Origin of the sequence: Streptococcus sp. Marseille-Q5619, assembly GCF_946901205.1 — a bacterium.
Taxonomy (GTDB): Bacteria; Bacillota; Bacilli; order Lactobacillales; family Streptococcaceae; genus Streptococcus.
In genome coordinates, this window is record NZ_CAMPPO010000004.1 from 363,090 (window position 1) to 380,460 (window position 17,371).

Sequence of the window (17,371 nt, forward strand, 5' to 3'; positions counted from 1 at the left end):
CTTTCCTCTCTATCAAGTCTAGCTTTGGGCCACTTGACTTTCTTCCTTCTTTTCCATGAGATAAATATCTCCGAAACTTTCCTCTTGCACGAGGATCAGCTCCTGGGTTTTGATTAACTCTAGGGTTGCCAAAAAGAGGGTAATGACCTCTTGGAGATTCTGGGCTTCCTTAAACAAATCCTGCAAGCGCAACTGGTCTCGTCCAGTCAAGGACTCTTTCACGATAATCATCATGTCCTCAATCTTATACTCATCCCGCAAGATGGTCGTGTGGTTCTGAGTAAACTCCTCTTTTTTCTTGGCTAGGATATTTGAAAAAGCCAAAAAGAGGTCAATGGTCGTCTTGTCATGCACAAGCTCCGCATCTTCGTAAATCAACTCTGTCGGTGCTTTGGAATAGTACTGGGCCCGTTCTTGGTGCTTGGCTTCCAAGCGCTCCCCTAAGAGCTTGAATTTGCGGTATTCTTCGATTTGAGAGAGAAGATCCTGCTCTAGGTCATCCTCCAAGTCTGTCACTTCTGCTACCTTTGGAAGTAGTTTGCGACTCTTGATCAGCATGAGCTGACTGGCCATGACCATGTACTCCCCCGTCACTTCCAGACGCATGGCCTGCAGGGTTGAGACATAGGCTAGATACTGTTCGATGACTTCTGTGATAGGCACATCGTAGATATCCATCTGGTACTTAGAAACCAGGTGCAAGAGCAAGTCCAGAGGCCCTTCAAAATCTTTTAGTTTAATATCCATTATCTATATTTTTCTAAAGTCAGGACTGTTTTTAATCCTAATTTTTTTGCAATTTCGTACAAATCGACCTTGTTTTCTATTTGTCGTAGAATGAACTGTTCCCGCAAGGCTTGGGCTGATAAGGCCGGAAAACCTTTCTCCTTGACAAAGGATTCTAGCTGACGAAAGGCCCACTGACGAGAATAGGCTTTCCCTCCCCTTTCAAAGAGATAAGTCTGCCCCATCAAGGGTTCTAATTCTGAAAGCAAGGTCGTGGGAATGGTGACAATCCTCTGTTGGGAAGCCTTCTTGATTCGCAACACCTGAAAATCCAGATTGATATCTGCAACCTTGATGGCTAAAATCTCACTGGGCAAGAGCCCCATTTCCAAAATCAGGAGAGCCAGTAAGCGGCCCTCTGGATAGTCGCTTTCCTGCCAAAAAGAGTCTAAGTCTAACAGTTCTGGCTTTTCGGTCTTCTTTTCAGCTTGTTTAGCTAATTCCAAGCGGTAAAAGCTATCCACTTCTCCTTTTTGATAGAGAAAGTAGAGAAATTGGTTACAGGTCGAAGTCTTTCGCTTCTGAGCGCTGATTTTTAGATTGACTAGCTGGGCTTGGTAAATCTTGAGACTGGTCTCAGAAATCCGCTCGCCTACAATGTCTAAAAATTGCTCCAAATCATACCTATAGGACTGCTTGGAATTGGCAGACAGACCCTGCTTTTCCTCTAAAAAGTCTGAAATCCTGTCTTTTATTTGCATCGAATCTCATATTCCTTACTAAAGTCATGCAAGAGGGCATTGACTGCCTTGAGGATAGACTTGCGCGTGATAATTCCTTGGAAAATACCAGACGCATCCACAACCGGCAAGAAGGACTCATCTACCAGCTTGTGCAAGACCTCCGTAATGGTAAAATCAGGCGAGACGACCGCTACGTCCGTTCTCGTCATATGAACGATATCCGTATCTGCCATGATTTCTTGACTCAAATCATGCTCCATCTGATAAGCCATAATATCTCTGAGCCCAATCGTCCCAACAAACTGTTTTTCATCTGTCACAACGGGAACACGGGTATAGGTCATCTGACTGAGCAAGAGGGTTGCATGATCCGCATTGTGAGTATCAATCAACACGGCTAGATTTTCAGCAGGGGTCAAAAAAGTTTCCTCCTGCCCCAACAAGAAAGTCTCAAACTCCTTGGCAATCATCGGCTAAACTCCTTGGACAAGCCCGGATACACCTCATGGACTCGTGTCAAAAAGTCCACTTTAAAATAACTGTCATCAATCTCCACACGAGCATAGAGACACTCTCTGATGGTCCCACGTGGTTGACTGATGGAACCTGGATTTAGAAAGAGGGTCTTGCCTTCCATCCAAGCGCTTGGCACATGCAAGTGACCATAAAGGCAGATATCGGCCTCTTCTTCCTGAGCCCAGTAGTCCAACTTTTGAAAGTTGAAATTGATGTCAAACAAGTGACCATGGGTTTGGATAATCTTGGTCGAACCAAGCTCAGTCACCAAACGTTCTGGGTAGCCGGCGTAGAAGTCCATGTTCCCTTTAACAACGCGTATGCCTTCCCAAAGGGGAGAATCTGGACGCAGTTCAGAATCGCCGTTATGAAAAACGGCGTCAACTTTGCCCACATAACGATCACGGATTTCTTCCACAATCAAGCTATCGCCATGGGAATCGCTCATTACAATGATGGTTTGCTTTGCCATGATGGAAATACCTCCAAAAGTTTCTTAACGGCTAAGGCACGGTGAGATTGACTATTTTTTTCTTCAAGGGTTAATTCAGCTGAGGACTTGCCTGTCTCTCCTACAAGGAAGAGAGGGTCATAGCCGAAGCCATTTTCACCCTTAGGTTCAAAGTTAATGTAGCCTGGCCAGTCTGCTTCAACAACCAAACTTTCCTTGTTGGGACTGGCTACGACTAGGGTTGTATGGAATTGAGCCGAGCGGTCCTTGAGTTCAAAGACCATGGCCAATTCGTGCAAGAGTTTAGCATTGTTTTCACGGTCAGTAGCTCCCACTCCTGCGAAACGAGCTGACCAGACACCTGGCAAGCCACCAAGGACATCGACTTTGAGACCTGAGTCATCTGCCAGAACCATCTTGCCCGTTAATTGGGAAATGGTTTCTGCCTTGAGGCGGGCATTTTCTTCAAAGGTCATACCTGTTTCTGCTACTTCAGGCAAGTCTGGATAATCATTAAGATTTTCCACATCGTAGCCTAGCTTGTCAAAGATAGCTCGGAATTCCTTGGTCTTGCCCTCGTTACGAGTCGCAATCAATAAGGTTTCTCTGACCTTGTTTGTCTCAAAGAATGCTTCTACATCAACACCTTCTTTAGGCAATTCTACATGCAGGAGTTGCCCATTTTCAACTAAGAGAAAAACCCCCTGACGTTGAATGACTTCCACATTTCGTCCCATTTCTTGGTTGAGGATATCTACCACAAAAGACAATAAACGGTAGAGAGAACCATAGCGTAAAACAGTAACAGAAACAGGAAAACCTCGATCCTCATCTCGAAATCTTTGGGCAAACTCCAATAGAGGAAAATCCAAGTCATCATCCGTCAACGTCCGGACGCCACCAAAAATACCATAGGACCCGACATACCAGTCCTGTTCATCCTTATATTCATAAATTTTATTTGTCATAATTCTACATGCTCCACATGAATCTCTTTTTCCAGCCATTCTTCACCAATTTGTGCAAAACTTTGGCTACTGGCTGTTGTGTAAAAACGGTGATGGAGTGGTCCGGCATCGCGACCACGATTGATTTCAAAATAATTGAGTAGGACTGAGATGTCCCGTACACACTCTGCTCCACTATCGATGAGCTGAACCTTGGGCCCCATGACATTTTGAATAATAGGTCTGAGCAGTGGATAATGGGTACAACCCAAAATCAGGCTATCCACCTTGCCAACCAAGGGACGCAGGGTTTCATAGACCACTTTCTTGGTGACACTGGTTGACAGGGCACCAGACTCCACCAAGGGAGCAAACTTGGGACAGGCCAAGCTCTCCACCTGTAAGTCCGGATCCAGATCATGGATTTTCTGGCGATAAATGCCAGATTGGACCGTCATGGGTGTTCCAATCACTCCGATTTTCCCACCTTGGCTGGACTTGATGGCTGCTGAAGCTCCTGGCAAAATCACACCCAAGACAGGAATATCTAGTTGAGCCTTGATTTCTTCCCAGACGACCGCAGTCGCAGTGTTACAAGCAATGACAATCATCTTGACATCCTTGGTCAAGAGAAAGTTGACCAACTGCCAAGTATATTCACGAATTTGCTCAGCAGGACGGGGACCATAGGGCGCCCGTGCCGAATCTCCAATATAGACGATTTCTTCATGGGGAAGCTGGCGCATGAGCTCGCGCACAACGGTCAAGCCCCCGACACCCGAATCCAAAAAACCAATTGGTCGATTATCCATACAGTCTTCTTTCTAGTCTTTTTTCTGATTGATAGTTCATTATGATTATTTATCCTTATGAACTGAATGACAGTCTAATCAATAACTATCTCTCTTAATCATAATCAAATATCAATAGAATGCAAGGAAAAAGTCTCATCCCTAAACATAACCAACATAGTGAGAAGTCTGGAACTTTCATCCCAGACTTTTCCTTATTTATTTTTTCTTTTTATTGTTGGCAAGGGCTGCTTTTTGTTGGCGAATGATTTGGTGGTAAACTTGTTGTACCTTAGCTTCGCTTGGTTTTTGACCATTTGCACTCAAAAGAGTACGAACTGCTTCAGCATTCAAACGTGGGTTGTCAGCAAATTCTTTTTCTATTTGCTTACGAACCAAGTACATTCCTCCAAGAGCTCCTCCTAGAAAAGCTAGCACAATCAATACAATTGCTAAAAGTAAATCCATCATTTTTCTCCTGTTTCTTTTTGAGTCTCTTTCATTATACCACAAACTAGCCACCCTGACTAGTTTGTTTTACGCTTTCATAGATGGAATAGACAGCAAAAAAACCCTGCTTTTCTGCGAAAGAGGGTTCCTTGCTGAGTTTAATTTACATAGATAGCCAGCGTTTGATACGGTTTGAGTAGAATTTTTTCAGACACTTCTGCATCTTCATAGTTTGAAAGCAAAATCTGTCCATTTTGGTAGGCTACTGGTAAATCGATTTCCACTTCTGTGGCATAAAAATTATTGAGCCACATCTCAGCCTTTTTCTTTATCCCAAAACTAATTCATCACTGACCAGACTTTGGCCACTATTTTTCTGGAAAAGATGCATGAGATCTTCAACTGTCAGATGCTTTTTCTCTTCTCCTTTGACATCTACCACTATCTTGCCTTGATAGAGCATAATGAGACGATTACCATACTCAATCGCATGGTTCATATCGTGGGTAATCATCAAAGTCGTCAACTGATGGTGTTCCACAATCTTTTGCGTCAAATCCATCACCATTTGACTCGTTTTCGGGTCAAGTGCCGCAGTATGTTCATCCAAAAGCAAAAGTTTGGGTTTCACCAGAGCTGCCATGACTAGGGTCAAGGCCTGTCTTTGTCCTCCTGAGAGGTATTGAGTATCCACTTTCAAGCGGTTTTCAAGACCAATATTCAACTCCTTCAAGGCCTCTTGGAACTGGATTCTGTCCTTCTCCTTCACGCCCCAGCCAAGTCCTCTTTTTTGTCCACGTCTCAAGGCAATAGCCATATTCTCCTCAATCGTCAAACGAGAGGCTGTTCCCATCTTAGGATCTTGAAAAACACGGGCGATATCCTTGGCTCTCTTTCTTACACTCAGATTTTTAATGGATTTCCCTGCCAATAAAAGGTCCCCTTCGTCCACCGATAGATTGCCAGCCAAGATATTCATCAAAGTGGATTTTCCTGCTCCATTTCCACCAATCACAGAGATAAAATCTCCCTCTTCAACTTCTAAATCTAATCCTTTGAGGACATGGTTCTCATTGACCGTCCCTGCTTCAAAGGTTTTGTGAATATTTTCAAGTGTTAACAAACTTGCCATAACTTTCTCCTCCTATTCATTTCTCAATTTCAGACCACGAATCTTTAATCTCTTTTGTAATTCTGGTGCAAATAAAACCAAGGCTAACAAAATTGCATTAAAGAGACGTACCAAATTTTGATCTAGATTTGGAATTTCATAGATATTTAAAATAATCAAACGGTAAACAATAGCACCGATTCCGATGGATAACAAGCGGCCTCCAATGGTCAAATCGTGTATCAAAACTTCCGCAATAATAACTGCACTCAAACCAACAACGATGGTTCCTGTCCCAGAAGTCACATCTGAAAATCCATCATTTTGGGCAAACAAGGAACCACATAAGGCAATCAAGCCGTTTGAAATCATGTAACCAACAATCTTCATGGTGTCTACATTAACCCCATTTGCCTCACTCATCGGAATATTGTCCCCAGTCGAACGCAAGACTAATCCAATCTCCGTTTTCATCAAAAGAGTCAAGACCAAACAAACAAGTAAGAGACAAACCAAGCTGAGCGTGAAAACAGCTTCTTCAGTTGTCAGTCCTAAGCTCGCCAACTGTTTAAAGACAGTTGAAGAATCTCCCAAGGAAAGATTGGGTACACTGCCCATAATTTTAATATTGATCGAATAAAGCCCTGTCAAGGTCACAATCCCTGTCAAGAGTGCTGGGATTTTCATCTTGGTATGGAGCATTCCTGATACTAGACCTGCTACCATACCTGCAAACAAAGCAAGTACGGTCGCAATCCAAGGATTTGTCCCTGCCTGTATCTGAGATACGACGACAGCCGCCCCCAGTGGAAAGGCTCCCTCAGCAGTCATATCCGCAATATCCAAAATACGGAAAGTCAAGTAGACCCCAATCGCCATAATCGACCACAACAAACCTTCTGATAAACTAGATAATACAAAATTCATCTCAAACCTCCTTATTCCTTGCCTTCTAACTTACTAATATCAATTCCCAATGCATCTGCCATTTCTTGATTGGTATGCAATTCCAGCTTTTCAGGCAACTCAACTGCTATATTTTCTGGCTTCTCACCTTTTAAGACACGAACCAGCATTCTTGCTGTCTGTCTTCCCAATTCTTCATAATTGGTTCCGTAGTTATACAAGCCACCCACAGCAATCATTTCTGTTGAACCACCAAATACTGGAACCTTGTGTTTAATAGAAACCTGCTTAACTGTTTCCATGGTTGATGAAATGATATTGTCCGTTGGTACAAAAACCATATCCACCTCTGTCATCAAGCTCTCTGCCGCAGCCTTGACGTTATTACTGTCCAAGATTGTTTTTTCAACAACGGTAAATCCTTTTTCTTCCAGAAGACGCTTAGCTTCATCCTTTTGGACAACTGAGTTTGGCTCGCTCTGAGTATAGAGGATTCCAATTGTTTTAGCTTTTGGCAACACTTTCCTTATCAAATTGATTTGGGTTGAAATGGCATCTGATGACTGATCGCTTGTCCCAGTTACATTGCTCCCAGGATGCTCTCTTGACTTAACCAACTTGGCACTGACAGGATCTGTTACCGCTGAAAAGATAACAGGTGTCGCTTGTGTTGTATTGGCCAAGCTCTGAGCAGAAGGCGTTGCGATAGCTAGAACGACATCACTAGATTCTGCTAGTTGCTGGGAAATCGTTTTTAGATTTCGTTGTTCTCCCTGTGCATTTTGCAAATCAATCTCAATATTTTCCCCCTTAACATAGCCTTGTTTAGCCAGTTCATCTACAAAGCCTTCTCTAGTAGCATCTAGAGACTGGTGGGTAATAAATTGCGAAATACCGATACGAAACACATCTTTTTTCTTATCTGCCTTCAACTGATGCAAACTGATCAGAGAAGTCAAGAGAATTCCCACTACCAAGAGGGGTGCTAGTAATTTTCGAACAACTTTCATAATGAAACTCCTTCTCAGAAAAGATAAAACAAAAAACCGCCTAGATACTATCTAAACGGATGCTTGAAATAATCTAACAAGTTACAACTTAGCTAGTCCATTTAGATATTCATCTATATGGACCACAATCAAAAATCTTAGCCACATAGATACAAACAAATTGCTTGAACTGTTTGCATCCATGGTGACATGTCTACAAACACTATCTAAAGTAGCTAAAGTAAATGTTTTGATTCATCGTTACAGCTTGTCTTTTATTCATTTCTTTTTCTGCTTTCTTTTTTGATGTTTCCTATCTTACCACCTTTTTCATTAGCTGTCAAGAATATTTCAGAATTTTTTAAAATTTTTTGAAAATTCTTTCAAGGAGCTTTCAATTCTTTTAGGATAATTTCAAAGATTTGCCCATTAGACAAAATAGAAAGATTTGAAGACTTTTATGGTATTTAGTTGTACTAGAGCCTTTTAAAAGTGTTTTGATGGCTTGTATTTCTTCTTTGGTTGATTTCATATCACTATTATATAATGCGTTTTGATTTTAGTATAGTATTAAACTGACTCTTAGCAGTCGAACAAAAAATCGACAGTTATTTTATACTGTTTAAAACCAATAGTCAATACGACAATCTCTTTACTTTTCGGTTATCAACTCTGTAGATTGCTAACATATCCAAAATAAGCCAAGTATCCCGAGGATAGGCAACATATCTAGGTGTCCAAATAGGATTAAACTTTTGTTTATACTGTCTAAGACCACTAAATGAATAGAATCGATTAGTGAAGGCATAGATGAGATAGGCTACTTTTTCTTGTAGAAAGCTATGTTTCTCAGTTCCTACATTTGACAACGGCGCCATACCTAATTCAAATAAACTAACTCCTTCTTCTTTAAAATGAAGTAATAATTTCACAAAGAGATAATCCATAATACCATTGGGTACTGTCCTTAAGTGGTAGCGCATCAAATCGATGCTAGCTTCTTCAGGACCATTACAAGCTAAAAAGGTAACAAAAGCCTGAACCTTATCTTCCTTATCCCTTACAAGGGCTATTGGTGCTAATTGAATGTACTTCTCATCAAAAAATCCAAGTGAAAACCCTTTTTCTTGACGACCATCTAGCCAATTATACGATATTTCTTTAAGGGTGTTAAGCAACTTCTTATCAAAAGGTGGTTGTAATACTTGGAATTGATACCCCTTGCTTTCTAATCGATTAACAACTGTTCTAAATTTCTTTCCTTGTTTTCCTTCGGTTGTAAATCTATCGAGTAATACCTGAGCAGTCTCCCCAAATTTCATAAAGTCGTACCCATATTCATGAAGTAATAGGGTGGTTTCTTGATTAATTTCGTAGAAAATAACAGAGACATTTGTGTCCTCCGCATCCTCTAAAAACTTCGATAAGCCTTTTTCTAAGTATCCTGACTGTGCCAGTGGATCCGACATAACGACACATTTATTATTTTCAATTGCAAATTGGAAAACAACCTTGTCTTGACCATCCTCTTGGTACCAATAAAGGTATTTGTCATCTAAATAAGCCAGGGCAGCATCTAAATTTATATTTGGTATTGTTGCAATAAAGTCTTGATAACGTTGCTTATCGAAAACTTCTCCAAAATTCTCTTTGGTTTGATTACTCTCACGGAGTACCAAAACATACGAAATCACCAATATCAGAGACGAGCCAAAAAGATGAATCCAGTGTGTAATCAAATGAGGAAGATGTTTAACTTCAAATACATGATGAGGGTTCAAATGTCCTAACAAAACAAGGGTCAAGAAGAAACTTCCACCAATATACGATATATCCTTACAACAATCTTCCCAAGCATAAATATAATGACTGCGAACAAATGTATTTCTAATCCACCATATGATAGACAAAATAATGATTAGAAAAAAACTACTTGCTAATGAAAAACTACCAATATTCAAATAAACAAGGCTTACTAGACCTAGTACAGTAGCTAATGGTAATGTAAATTTTAAACGTCGTTTAACTAGTCTTGCAAGAAGGAAGAAGTGAACGCCGAGAATGATACTAGGAAGTTGAAAAACAAACTGTCCAGTGCTAGGTGAAAGTTCTTTAAACAAAGGAAGATGTCCTAATTCTTGAGGAACTATAGCTGACACCACGAGGAAGAAAGCAAAAAGTCGCAACCCCCAAACCAATACTATAGTGGATAGTGATTCAATAACCTTTTGGGGAATTCCCAAATATTTCTCATTAAGTCGGCCACCCATATTTTTAAAGAATAAAACAACTCCTAAACAGAAAGGAAGAATATAATAGAATAAACGAAATACTAGTAACCAACTTAGCGCCTGATCTTTATCAATACCAAGGGCAACTAAACCAGATACCATAATTAAATCGAAACTACCTAGGCTACCAGGAATCATCGATATAATGCCAATTGTAATAGCAATCATAAAGAGGGGGATTACATCATAAATTGGTAAATTGTAGCCTAAAACATACCCAACCAAAAGGAAAAAACTTAATACACTAGCCCAATCAAGGGCAGAAGTTAGCACTAAAGATAAAATTGTCCTTCCACTCAATTGACCAAAATAGACCCATTTTTTTCTATTTGAAACAAATAAAATAATTGGAAGATAGAGACAAGCTCCCAAAAGAGCTGGCCAATATTGTTTAATCCCCATTGAAATAGGAAATATAATTGTGAAAATTAAACTTATCAGTGCAAACAGTGAGAAACCACTCATAAAATAAGGGATGACACGAGAAATTCCTTGCATACTTTTTTCAGAGCGTTCTTCATCTCCATAGAAAGAATAGCGTAAACCAACATCCACCAAACCGGCAAAGCCAATCATATTATTCAAGCTATTTATAGTCCAACTTGTTTCTAGTAAGTAAGATAATTTTTGTTTCTGATTAAGTTCTTTATTTAGGATTCTATCATAGAGCATCATTGGCGCAACAGCCATAGAACCAAAGAAAACTAAACAAATCAGTTTTATTGGAGAGAGTTCCCCCAAGATTGCTCCAACCTTATCAAACGAAATTGTCTTAAAAAGTCTGATTATCTCTACAATAACGAGACTAACAATAGATAAAAATAAGGTAATCTTGATGAGTGTCTGCCATTTTTTCATGCAATTCAAAATTGTTCTCACAAGCTCATCCTCTTATCCTAATAAAGTTTGTAATATTGGAATAACAACGATAAATAGAACCGTACTTAGAGTCACCACATTCGTAGAGAATTCCACGTCTCCTTTTCCCTGATTAGCAAGGATTGGGAGAACAGCTAGAGCTGGTGTAGCGGACTGAATCATAAAGGTCTTAAATTCTACTGTCGCCATATTTGGTGCAGAGAACTTCAATACAAGAAGCATAATCAGAGGAGCTAGGATAAAGCGTCCAACTAAAGTGACAATTGTATCCTTATCAAAAGTAATAGTATTCAAGCCTGCCTTTGCAAGAACGATACCAATATAAATCAGAGATAAGGGAGTGACGATATTTCCTACATAAGTTAAGGTATTCGTTGCGAAATCTGGAATGGAGATTCGGAGAATCAAAAATAGTAGAGCGACAAGAAAACCTACAAGCGGAGCTGGAAGCAATTTCTTCCAGTCAAATTTAGTTTTCTTCTTGCTTTGACCCGATTTACTATCGCTCGTCATCACATACACGCCTAATGTCCAGGTAGAAATCGTGTTGGTGATATAGTAAATTAAGAAATATGGAAGAGCCTGATTACCAAAAAGAGCAACGTTTAATGGTAGACCGATAAAAATAGTATTGGCATTCACAAAGGTATTAATCATGGTCCCTCGCCGTCCTGGACGAACCTTGAAAAGCCTAACTGCAATATAAGCTACGATATAGCCCAATTTAAATGCTACAAAAGTATAAAAGAGTCCTCCAGAAAGACTGATTAGTTTATCTAGCGTTAGGTATTTCATCACCGACACAAAGATTGACGCTGGCAAGGCTACATTCATGATTAAACGAGACAGGTTAGGTCCAAAGGCATCCCCAAACCATCCCCTCACCTGAAGAATATACCCCAAAACAATAATAGCAATAATCGGAATGATACTCGTAATCGAAGTTAAAAAGAGTGACATAGGTGTCCTTTCTAAATTACTTAAGTCCACAGCCCATACAAATCTGCCACTATAGAAGGATAGCAGCAGAAATGAATTATTTATACTCTGGATACCACTTCAAATCACGAACTGCTTTGGCCATATCTGTTTCCTTAGCGCGTGCAAGATCTTGCTCTTGTGCTTTTTCAGCGACTGCTTCTGCTACTTTAATAGAAACATCTGCTACATACTTGAATGGCGGCAAGACAGGAGTTCCTGGCTGGCCTGGATTGACAATACCACTTAATGAATGCGCCGCTGCTCCAATCATTTCATCAGTCAAAAGACTTGCTTCAGAAGCCAGCATACCTAGACCAAGACCTGGGTAAATCAGGGCATTGTTTGCTTGACCAATCACATAGTCTACACCTTTATAAGAAACCGTATCAGCAGGAATTCCTGTTGCGACAAAAGCTTTGCCATCTGACCATTCAATCAAATCTTTGGCACTAGCTTCTGCCAATTTAGTTGGATTTGACAAAGGGAAAATCATTGGACGTTCTGTGTTTTCACACATAGCTTCTACTATTTCTTTAGTGAAGGTATTAGGCTGAGTTGAAGTTCCTACAAGAATAGTTGGCTTCACAGTCTTCACTACTTCAAGCAGGTCAGTCAACTTATCTGCGTTACTAAAATCAGCACGTTTCTTAGCAAATGGTTTTTGCTCTGGTGTCAAGTCATCCATGTCATCAAAGAGAAGACCTTGTTTATCAACCATAAAGAAACGTTTATAGGCTTCTTCTTCAGAAAGACCTTCACTTACCATTTCACGAAGAACACGAGAGGCAATTCCTGCACCCGCAGTACCACCACCATAGCAGAGATAAACTTGATCTGTTAATTTTTCACCACTAATATCCAGCGAACCAAAGATACCACCCAAGGTAACGATTCCCGTACCTTGAATATCATCATTAAAGGTCGGAATTTGTTTCCGGTATTTTTCAAGAATATTGGCAGCATTCAAGCGACCAAAATCTTCCCAGTGAAGGTAAAGTTTAGGAAAGAGACGTTCTGCTGTTTGAACAAATTGGTCAATGAAGTCGTAGTAACGATCTCCGCGGACCCGTTCGTGACGATTTCCTAAGTAATTAGGATTGTTACGAAGTTCTTCACGGTTAGTCCCTGCATCAATGACTAAAGGAAGGACCATTGAAGGATCGATTCCAGCAGCAGCCGTATAGACCATCAATTTCCCAACAGAAATATCGACACCATTTGTTCCCCAGTCGCCAATTCCAAGGATTCCTTCTGCATCTGTTACAACAATGAGACGAATCTCGCGACCCCCGGCAGCGTTTTTCAAAGTGGCTTCAATATTTTCAGGATGATTGATATCAAGATATCCCGCATATTGGGGATCTACAAAAAGATCACTATAGCCTTCAATGGTATCTGCAATGGTTGGATCATATACAATTGGATTGAATTCTTCCAAATGTTGAGAAAAGAGGTAATAAAAAAGAGTCCTGTTGGTATTAAAAATTTCCATTAGGAAAAGACGTTTTTCCAGATCATTGGCTTTTGTTTGCATTTGTGCATAAGTTTGCGCCGCTTGTTCTTCAATCGTTTGAACATACGGTGGCAGTAAACCAATAAGGCCTAGTTCCTTTCGCTCCTCTAAGGTAAAGGCAGTACCTTTATTGAGGAAAGGATTGTTTAAAATATCATGTGCAGTCATAGTGCAACCTCCTTTTTACTTATATTATACCACATGAAACGAATTGTTCATGAAACGTTGTTGTTTAAATAATACAATTGTATACGCATATGTTATAATGAGTCTACGAGAACAATTTCTAATAGGCTCTTTTATACTTAAAACACTATTATTGATAATACTTTAAGTTGTTATATTTTATAAATTTCTGAACTCATCAAACTCTCGATGATCACTCTTTACTAAAAGTTTCGAGTAAAATAAACCAATCATACAAATTGACAATCCTAATTAAAATAAATATCATATAAGTTCGCTATGTAGTACTTTGTATTTTTTAAGGTGTTTTTTTGTCATATAAAACTTGTATTCTATTTATATGACAACTAAAAACTATTTACAACAATATATTTCCCAAAAAGTGAAATATTTTCGAACACAGAATAAAATGAGCCAGGAAGAACTTTCGGAACAAGCAGGACTCGGGCTTAAATATATCAATCAACTTGAAAACCAAAATGTGAATCTGACCATTCACAGTCTTGAAAAAGTGATTGACGCCCTAGAAATGACCCCAGAGGAATTTTTCAATTTTGATAGCCTTGAATCAACCTCTGATAAGAGTGGCAATCTTTCACTCAAAAGAATCAACATGAAGATTAAACAGCTCCCTATTGATAAACGAGAAAAGATGTTGGTCATTTTTGAGAGTATCTTAGATAATCTTTGAGATTCCTGACTCACTTACATTTTAACTGGTGAATACTCGTATAGTCAAATTGTAGGATACGGATAAAAATTATTTATCTGCTGTTTTCCACTTATTTTCCTTCTCCAACTAATGAAAGTGAGCCCATATGAATTTAAAAGATCTACAATATTTTTATGACCTCTGCCAGCTTCAATCCTATACGGAAGTAGCAAAACAACATAAAGTCAGCCAACCATCTATTTCTTATGCTATCAAGCGCTTAGAGGAATCCTTTAACTGCAAATTGATTCACCATGACCCCTCGCATCGTTCCTTCAAGCTAACTCCTCAAGGACAAATCCTTCTAAAGCATACAGAACTGATTTTACCTGAGGTCATTTCTACTCGCAAAGAAATTAATCGCTCCTTGGCACAATACTCTACTGTAGGATTCCCTCCTATTATCATTCAGTATCTCTTTGCTGCTGAAGAATTAGCAGATCAATCCTTTATACTCTTAGATGAACACTTTGTTCACCTGAAAGCTTTTGAAATGCTTAATCAAAAGTATCAAAACAAGGCAGAAATATTCTTTAAGACTGATGACATTGCCATCCTTAAAGAACTTTTAAAGAAAGGGATCGGCCTTAGTTTACTGGCTGATATCGCACTTTCTGATGAAGATGATGATTTAATAAAAATTCCTCTTATACCGAAGGATAAGATAACTTTTACAGTTTATTACGCTTACCTTAAATCAGCTACACCGTCATCAGAAGTAGAAGCCTTATTTAATCTCCTTAAATCATATGAATAGAAAAAACTCTAACTATCAATGAACTGATAGCTAGAGTTTTTTACATTGTAGATATTAGACTCAATGAAAATCAAAAAGCAAACTAGGAAGCTAACCTCAGGTTGCTCAAAACACTGTTTTGAGGTGGCAGATAGAGCTGACGTGGTTTGAAGAGATTTTCGAAGAGTATTAGACTATAGTAGATTGAAACTAGAGTAATACGCCGCGACTTCTAAAACTTTTCTAGAAATGAATTTGACTTTCCTAATAAAGTTGTTCAGATTTTATTTCATCTCACTATAATTCAATGATTTTCTAAGAATTCTATTTCTTTCGAAAATTCTTTCAAAACGCTTCCAAAGTTTTTCAAATCAGTCCAACAAAAAAGGTTTATAATTTCCATAAAAGTTGGCATGGAAATTATAAAACCAATATTAGTTTAACCCTTGTTGGTAACGCGCCAATTCGGCTTGGTTAGCCCAAACATAGTGACCTGGACGGATTTCTACCATAGATGGCTTATCAGTCTCATAGTCGTGTTGACTTGGGTCGTAAACCTTCAAGACCTTCTTACGTTCCAAGATTGGATCTGGGATTGGTACCGCTGAAAGCAAGGCTTGAGTATATGGATGAATTGGATTGTTAAACAATTCTTCTGTCTCTGCAACCTCTACAATAACACCCTTGTAAATAACTGCGATACGATCTGAAATAAAGCGCACAACCGACAAGTCATGGGCGATAAAGAGATAGGTCAAACCAAGTTCTTTTTGGAATTTTTTGAGCAAGTTCAAGACTTGGGCACGAACAGAAACGTCCAAGGCTGAAATTGGCTCATCCGCAATAACAAAGTCTGGTTGCATGACCAAGGCACGGGCAATACCGATACGTTGACGTTGACCACCTGAGAACTCATGAGGGTAACGAGTCAAGTGCTCAGCAAGAAGCCCCACTTCACGGATAATATTTTTAACTTTCTCTTTACGTTCTTCGTCATCTTTGAACAGATGATGATTGTAAAGACCTTCAGAAATAATATAATCAACAGTCGCACGTTCATTCAAACTTGCGGCAGGGTCTTGGAAAATCATCTGGATACGACGAATCAATTCTGCAGCTTGTTCACGCGATTTCTTACCATTAATCTTTTGACCCTCAAAAATAATATCACCATTACTTGTATCATTGAGACCGATTATCGCACGACCAATAGTTGTTTTCCCACTACCTGACTCACCAACAAGCGAGAACGTTTCTCCCTTGTTGATAAAGAAGTTAGCATTTTTAACCGCGACAAACTTCTTACTTCCTTCACCGAAGGAAATTTCTAAATCTTTGATTTCTACTAATTTTTCAAACATTTCCTTCCTCCTAGTCTTCCAGATGGGCAAATCCCATTTTTTCACGGATTTTATCGTGGAGATTTGCAATCACAGCTGGTTTTTCTACTTTTGAAGCATCCTCATGAAGAAGCCAAGTTTTAGCCCAATGTGTCTCTGATACTGAGAATTGAGGAGCTTTTTGTTCGAAGTCAATCTGCATTGCATAGTCAGAACGCAAGGCAAAGGCATCCCCTTTCAGATCAGTATAAAGTGACGGAGGTGTTCCTGGGATTGAGTAAAGATCTCCTTTATCATCAGCAAGCTGAGGCAAGCTAGACAAGAGACTCCATGTATATGGATGGCGAGGGTCATAGAAGACTTCCTCAACAGTTCCATACTCAACAATTTCTCCTGCATACATAACCGCTACCTTATCCGCAATACTTGCTACCACACCAAGGTCGTGAGTTATAAAGATTGTTGTGAAATGGTACTCGTTTTGTAAAGATTTTAGCAAATCAATAATCTGTGCTTGGATAGTCACATCCAAGGCAGTCGTTGGCTCATCACAAATCAAGACATCAGGTCGGCAGGCAAGGGCAATCGCAATAACGATACGTTGACGCATTCCTCCAGAATATTGGAATGGGTATTCATCAAAACGTCTATCTGCATCTGGAATCCCAACCTTATTCATGTAGTCAATCGCTAATTCTTTCGCTTCTTTAGCTGTTTTTCCTTGGTGTTTTACAATAACTTCTGTAATCTGACTACCAATTGTTTTAATTGGGTCCAAACTAGTCATTGGATCTTGGAAGATAGTCGCAATCTTAGCACCACGAATTTGTTCCCAATCCTTGTGAGAAGACAAGGCTGTCAAATCCTGACCACGGTAGTCAATGCTTCCTTGAGCAATGCGACCATTTTCTTCAAGCATACCTGTGAAGGTCTTTGTCAAAACAGATTTCCCTGATCCTGACTCACCTACCAAGGCCAACACTTCTCCTTCAACTAGTTCAAGGGAAACGCCGCGAATGGCTGTCAATACTTTGTCACGAACGTCAAATTCCACGACAATATCGCGAGCAGTCAAAATTACATTTTTTTCTTTTGTCATTTCT

17 protein-coding genes and 2 pseudogenes are annotated in these 17,371 nt (G+C 39.6%); 2 read left to right on the plus strand and 17 right to left on the minus strand.

The features are described 5' to 3' along the window. Positions 1 to 18: 18 nt before the first annotated feature. The 15 genes and pseudogenes from OC530_RS07255 to OC530_RS07325 form a co-directional block, all read right to left on the minus strand. Complete coding sequence (locus OC530_RS07255) at positions 19 to 747, minus strand: segregation/condensation protein A (protein WP_173219670.1); 729 nt, start codon at positions 745 to 747, stop codon at positions 19 to 21. Beyond that, the gene (gene xerD / locus OC530_RS07260; protein ID WP_316043873.1) at positions 747 to 1,481 is read right to left on the minus strand and encodes a site-specific tyrosine recombinase XerD; all 735 of its coding nucleotides are present in this window, start codon (positions 1,479 to 1,481) and stop codon (positions 747 to 749) included. The genes OC530_RS07255 and xerD overlap by 1 nt, the downstream gene beginning before the upstream one ends. Continuing rightward, a complete protein-coding gene (gene cbpB, locus OC530_RS07265) occupies positions 1,478 to 1,939 on the minus strand; it encodes a cyclic-di-AMP-binding protein CbpB (protein ID WP_004260968.1) in 462 nt (153 codons plus the stop codon). Before cbpB ends, xerD begins: the two co-directional genes overlap by 4 nt. After that, positions 1,936 to 2,457, minus strand: a complete 522-nt coding sequence (locus OC530_RS07270) for a metallophosphoesterase (protein WP_164226033.1) — start codon at positions 2,455 to 2,457, stop codon at positions 1,936 to 1,938. The genes cbpB and OC530_RS07270 overlap by 4 nt, the downstream gene beginning before the upstream one ends. After that, positions 2,433 to 3,443, minus strand: a complete 1,011-nt coding sequence (locus OC530_RS07275; protein WP_398599822.1) for a nucleoside-triphosphate diphosphatase — start codon at positions 3,441 to 3,443, stop codon at positions 2,433 to 2,435. The genes OC530_RS07270 and OC530_RS07275 overlap by 25 nt, the downstream gene beginning before the upstream one ends. Then, entirely contained in the window at positions 3,401 to 4,195 is a 795-nt protein-coding gene (gene racE / locus OC530_RS07280) for a glutamate racemase (RefSeq protein ID WP_173274771.1), read from the minus strand. Before racE ends, OC530_RS07275 begins: the two co-directional genes overlap by 43 nt. A gap of 198 nt (positions 4,196 to 4,393) precedes the next feature. Continuing rightward, entirely contained in the window at positions 4,394 to 4,642 is a 249-nt protein-coding gene (locus OC530_RS07285; protein WP_000364990.1) for a YneF family protein, read from the minus strand. A gap of 140 nt (positions 4,643 to 4,782) precedes the next feature. Beyond that, positions 4,783 to 4,932, minus strand: a pseudogene (locus OC530_RS07290) (alpha,alpha-phosphotrehalase); the annotation flags it as partial. A 20-nt stretch (positions 4,933 to 4,952) separates the two neighbouring features. Then, the gene (locus tag OC530_RS07295; RefSeq protein ID WP_000157661.1) at positions 4,953 to 5,756 is read right to left on the minus strand and encodes an ABC transporter ATP-binding protein; all 804 of its coding nucleotides are present in this window, start codon (positions 5,754 to 5,756) and stop codon (positions 4,953 to 4,955) included. Positions 5,757 to 5,768: 12 nt separating this feature from the next. Then, positions 5,769 to 6,662 carry an ABC transporter permease subunit gene (locus OC530_RS07300; RefSeq protein ID WP_173219679.1) on the minus strand — a complete coding sequence of 298 codons (894 nt, stop codon included), beginning with the start codon at positions 6,660 to 6,662 and terminating at the stop codon, positions 5,769 to 5,771. 11 nt (positions 6,663 to 6,673) lie between these two features. Further along, positions 6,674 to 7,651 (minus strand): ABC transporter substrate-binding protein, encoded by a 978-nt coding sequence (locus OC530_RS07305; RefSeq protein ID WP_173219682.1) that lies wholly within the window; start codon positions 7,649 to 7,651, stop codon positions 6,674 to 6,676. Positions 7,652 to 8,042: 391 nt separating this feature from the next. Further along, positions 8,043 to 8,162 (minus strand): annotated as a pseudogene (locus OC530_RS07310) (IS630 family transposase); the annotation flags it as partial. Positions 8,163 to 8,265: 103 nt separating this feature from the next. Next, the gene (gene mprF, locus OC530_RS07315; RefSeq protein WP_173233262.1) at positions 8,266 to 10,800 is read right to left on the minus strand and encodes a bifunctional lysylphosphatidylglycerol flippase/synthetase MprF; all 2,535 of its coding nucleotides are present in this window, start codon (positions 10,798 to 10,800) and stop codon (positions 8,266 to 8,268) included. Between the two features lie 12 nt (positions 10,801 to 10,812). Further along, positions 10,813 to 11,760: an AEC family transporter gene (locus OC530_RS07320; RefSeq protein WP_173219685.1), complete on the minus strand. Its 948-nt coding sequence runs from the start codon at positions 11,758 to 11,760 to the stop codon at positions 10,813 to 10,815. A 76-nt stretch (positions 11,761 to 11,836) separates the two neighbouring features. Further along, the gene (locus tag OC530_RS07325) at positions 11,837 to 13,462 is read right to left on the minus strand and encodes a malolactic enzyme (RefSeq protein WP_173219688.1); all 1,626 of its coding nucleotides are present in this window, start codon (positions 13,460 to 13,462) and stop codon (positions 11,837 to 11,839) included. 358 nt (positions 13,463 to 13,820) lie between these two features. Here OC530_RS07325 and OC530_RS07330 point away from each other — a divergent pair, with 358 nt between their 5' ends. After that, complete coding sequence (locus OC530_RS07330) at positions 13,821 to 14,171, plus strand: helix-turn-helix domain-containing protein (protein WP_164226984.1); 351 nt, start codon at positions 13,821 to 13,823, stop codon at positions 14,169 to 14,171. 127 nt (positions 14,172 to 14,298) lie between these two features. Continuing rightward, entirely contained in the window at positions 14,299 to 14,949 is a 651-nt protein-coding gene (locus OC530_RS07335; RefSeq protein ID WP_262080915.1) for a LysR family transcriptional regulator, read from the plus strand. 413 nt (positions 14,950 to 15,362) lie between these two features. On the opposite strand, the gene OC530_RS07340 is transcribed toward OC530_RS07335, so the two are convergent. Beyond that, positions 15,363 to 16,289, minus strand: coding sequence for an ATP-binding cassette domain-containing protein (locus OC530_RS07340; RefSeq protein ID WP_173233264.1), 927 nt, complete (start codon positions 16,287 to 16,289; stop codon positions 15,363 to 15,365). A gap of 10 nt (positions 16,290 to 16,299) precedes the next feature. Beyond that, the gene (locus tag OC530_RS07345) at positions 16,300 to 17,367 is read right to left on the minus strand and encodes an ABC transporter ATP-binding protein (protein WP_262080917.1); all 1,068 of its coding nucleotides are present in this window, start codon (positions 17,365 to 17,367) and stop codon (positions 16,300 to 16,302) included. Positions 17,368 to 17,371 lie beyond the last annotated feature (4 nt).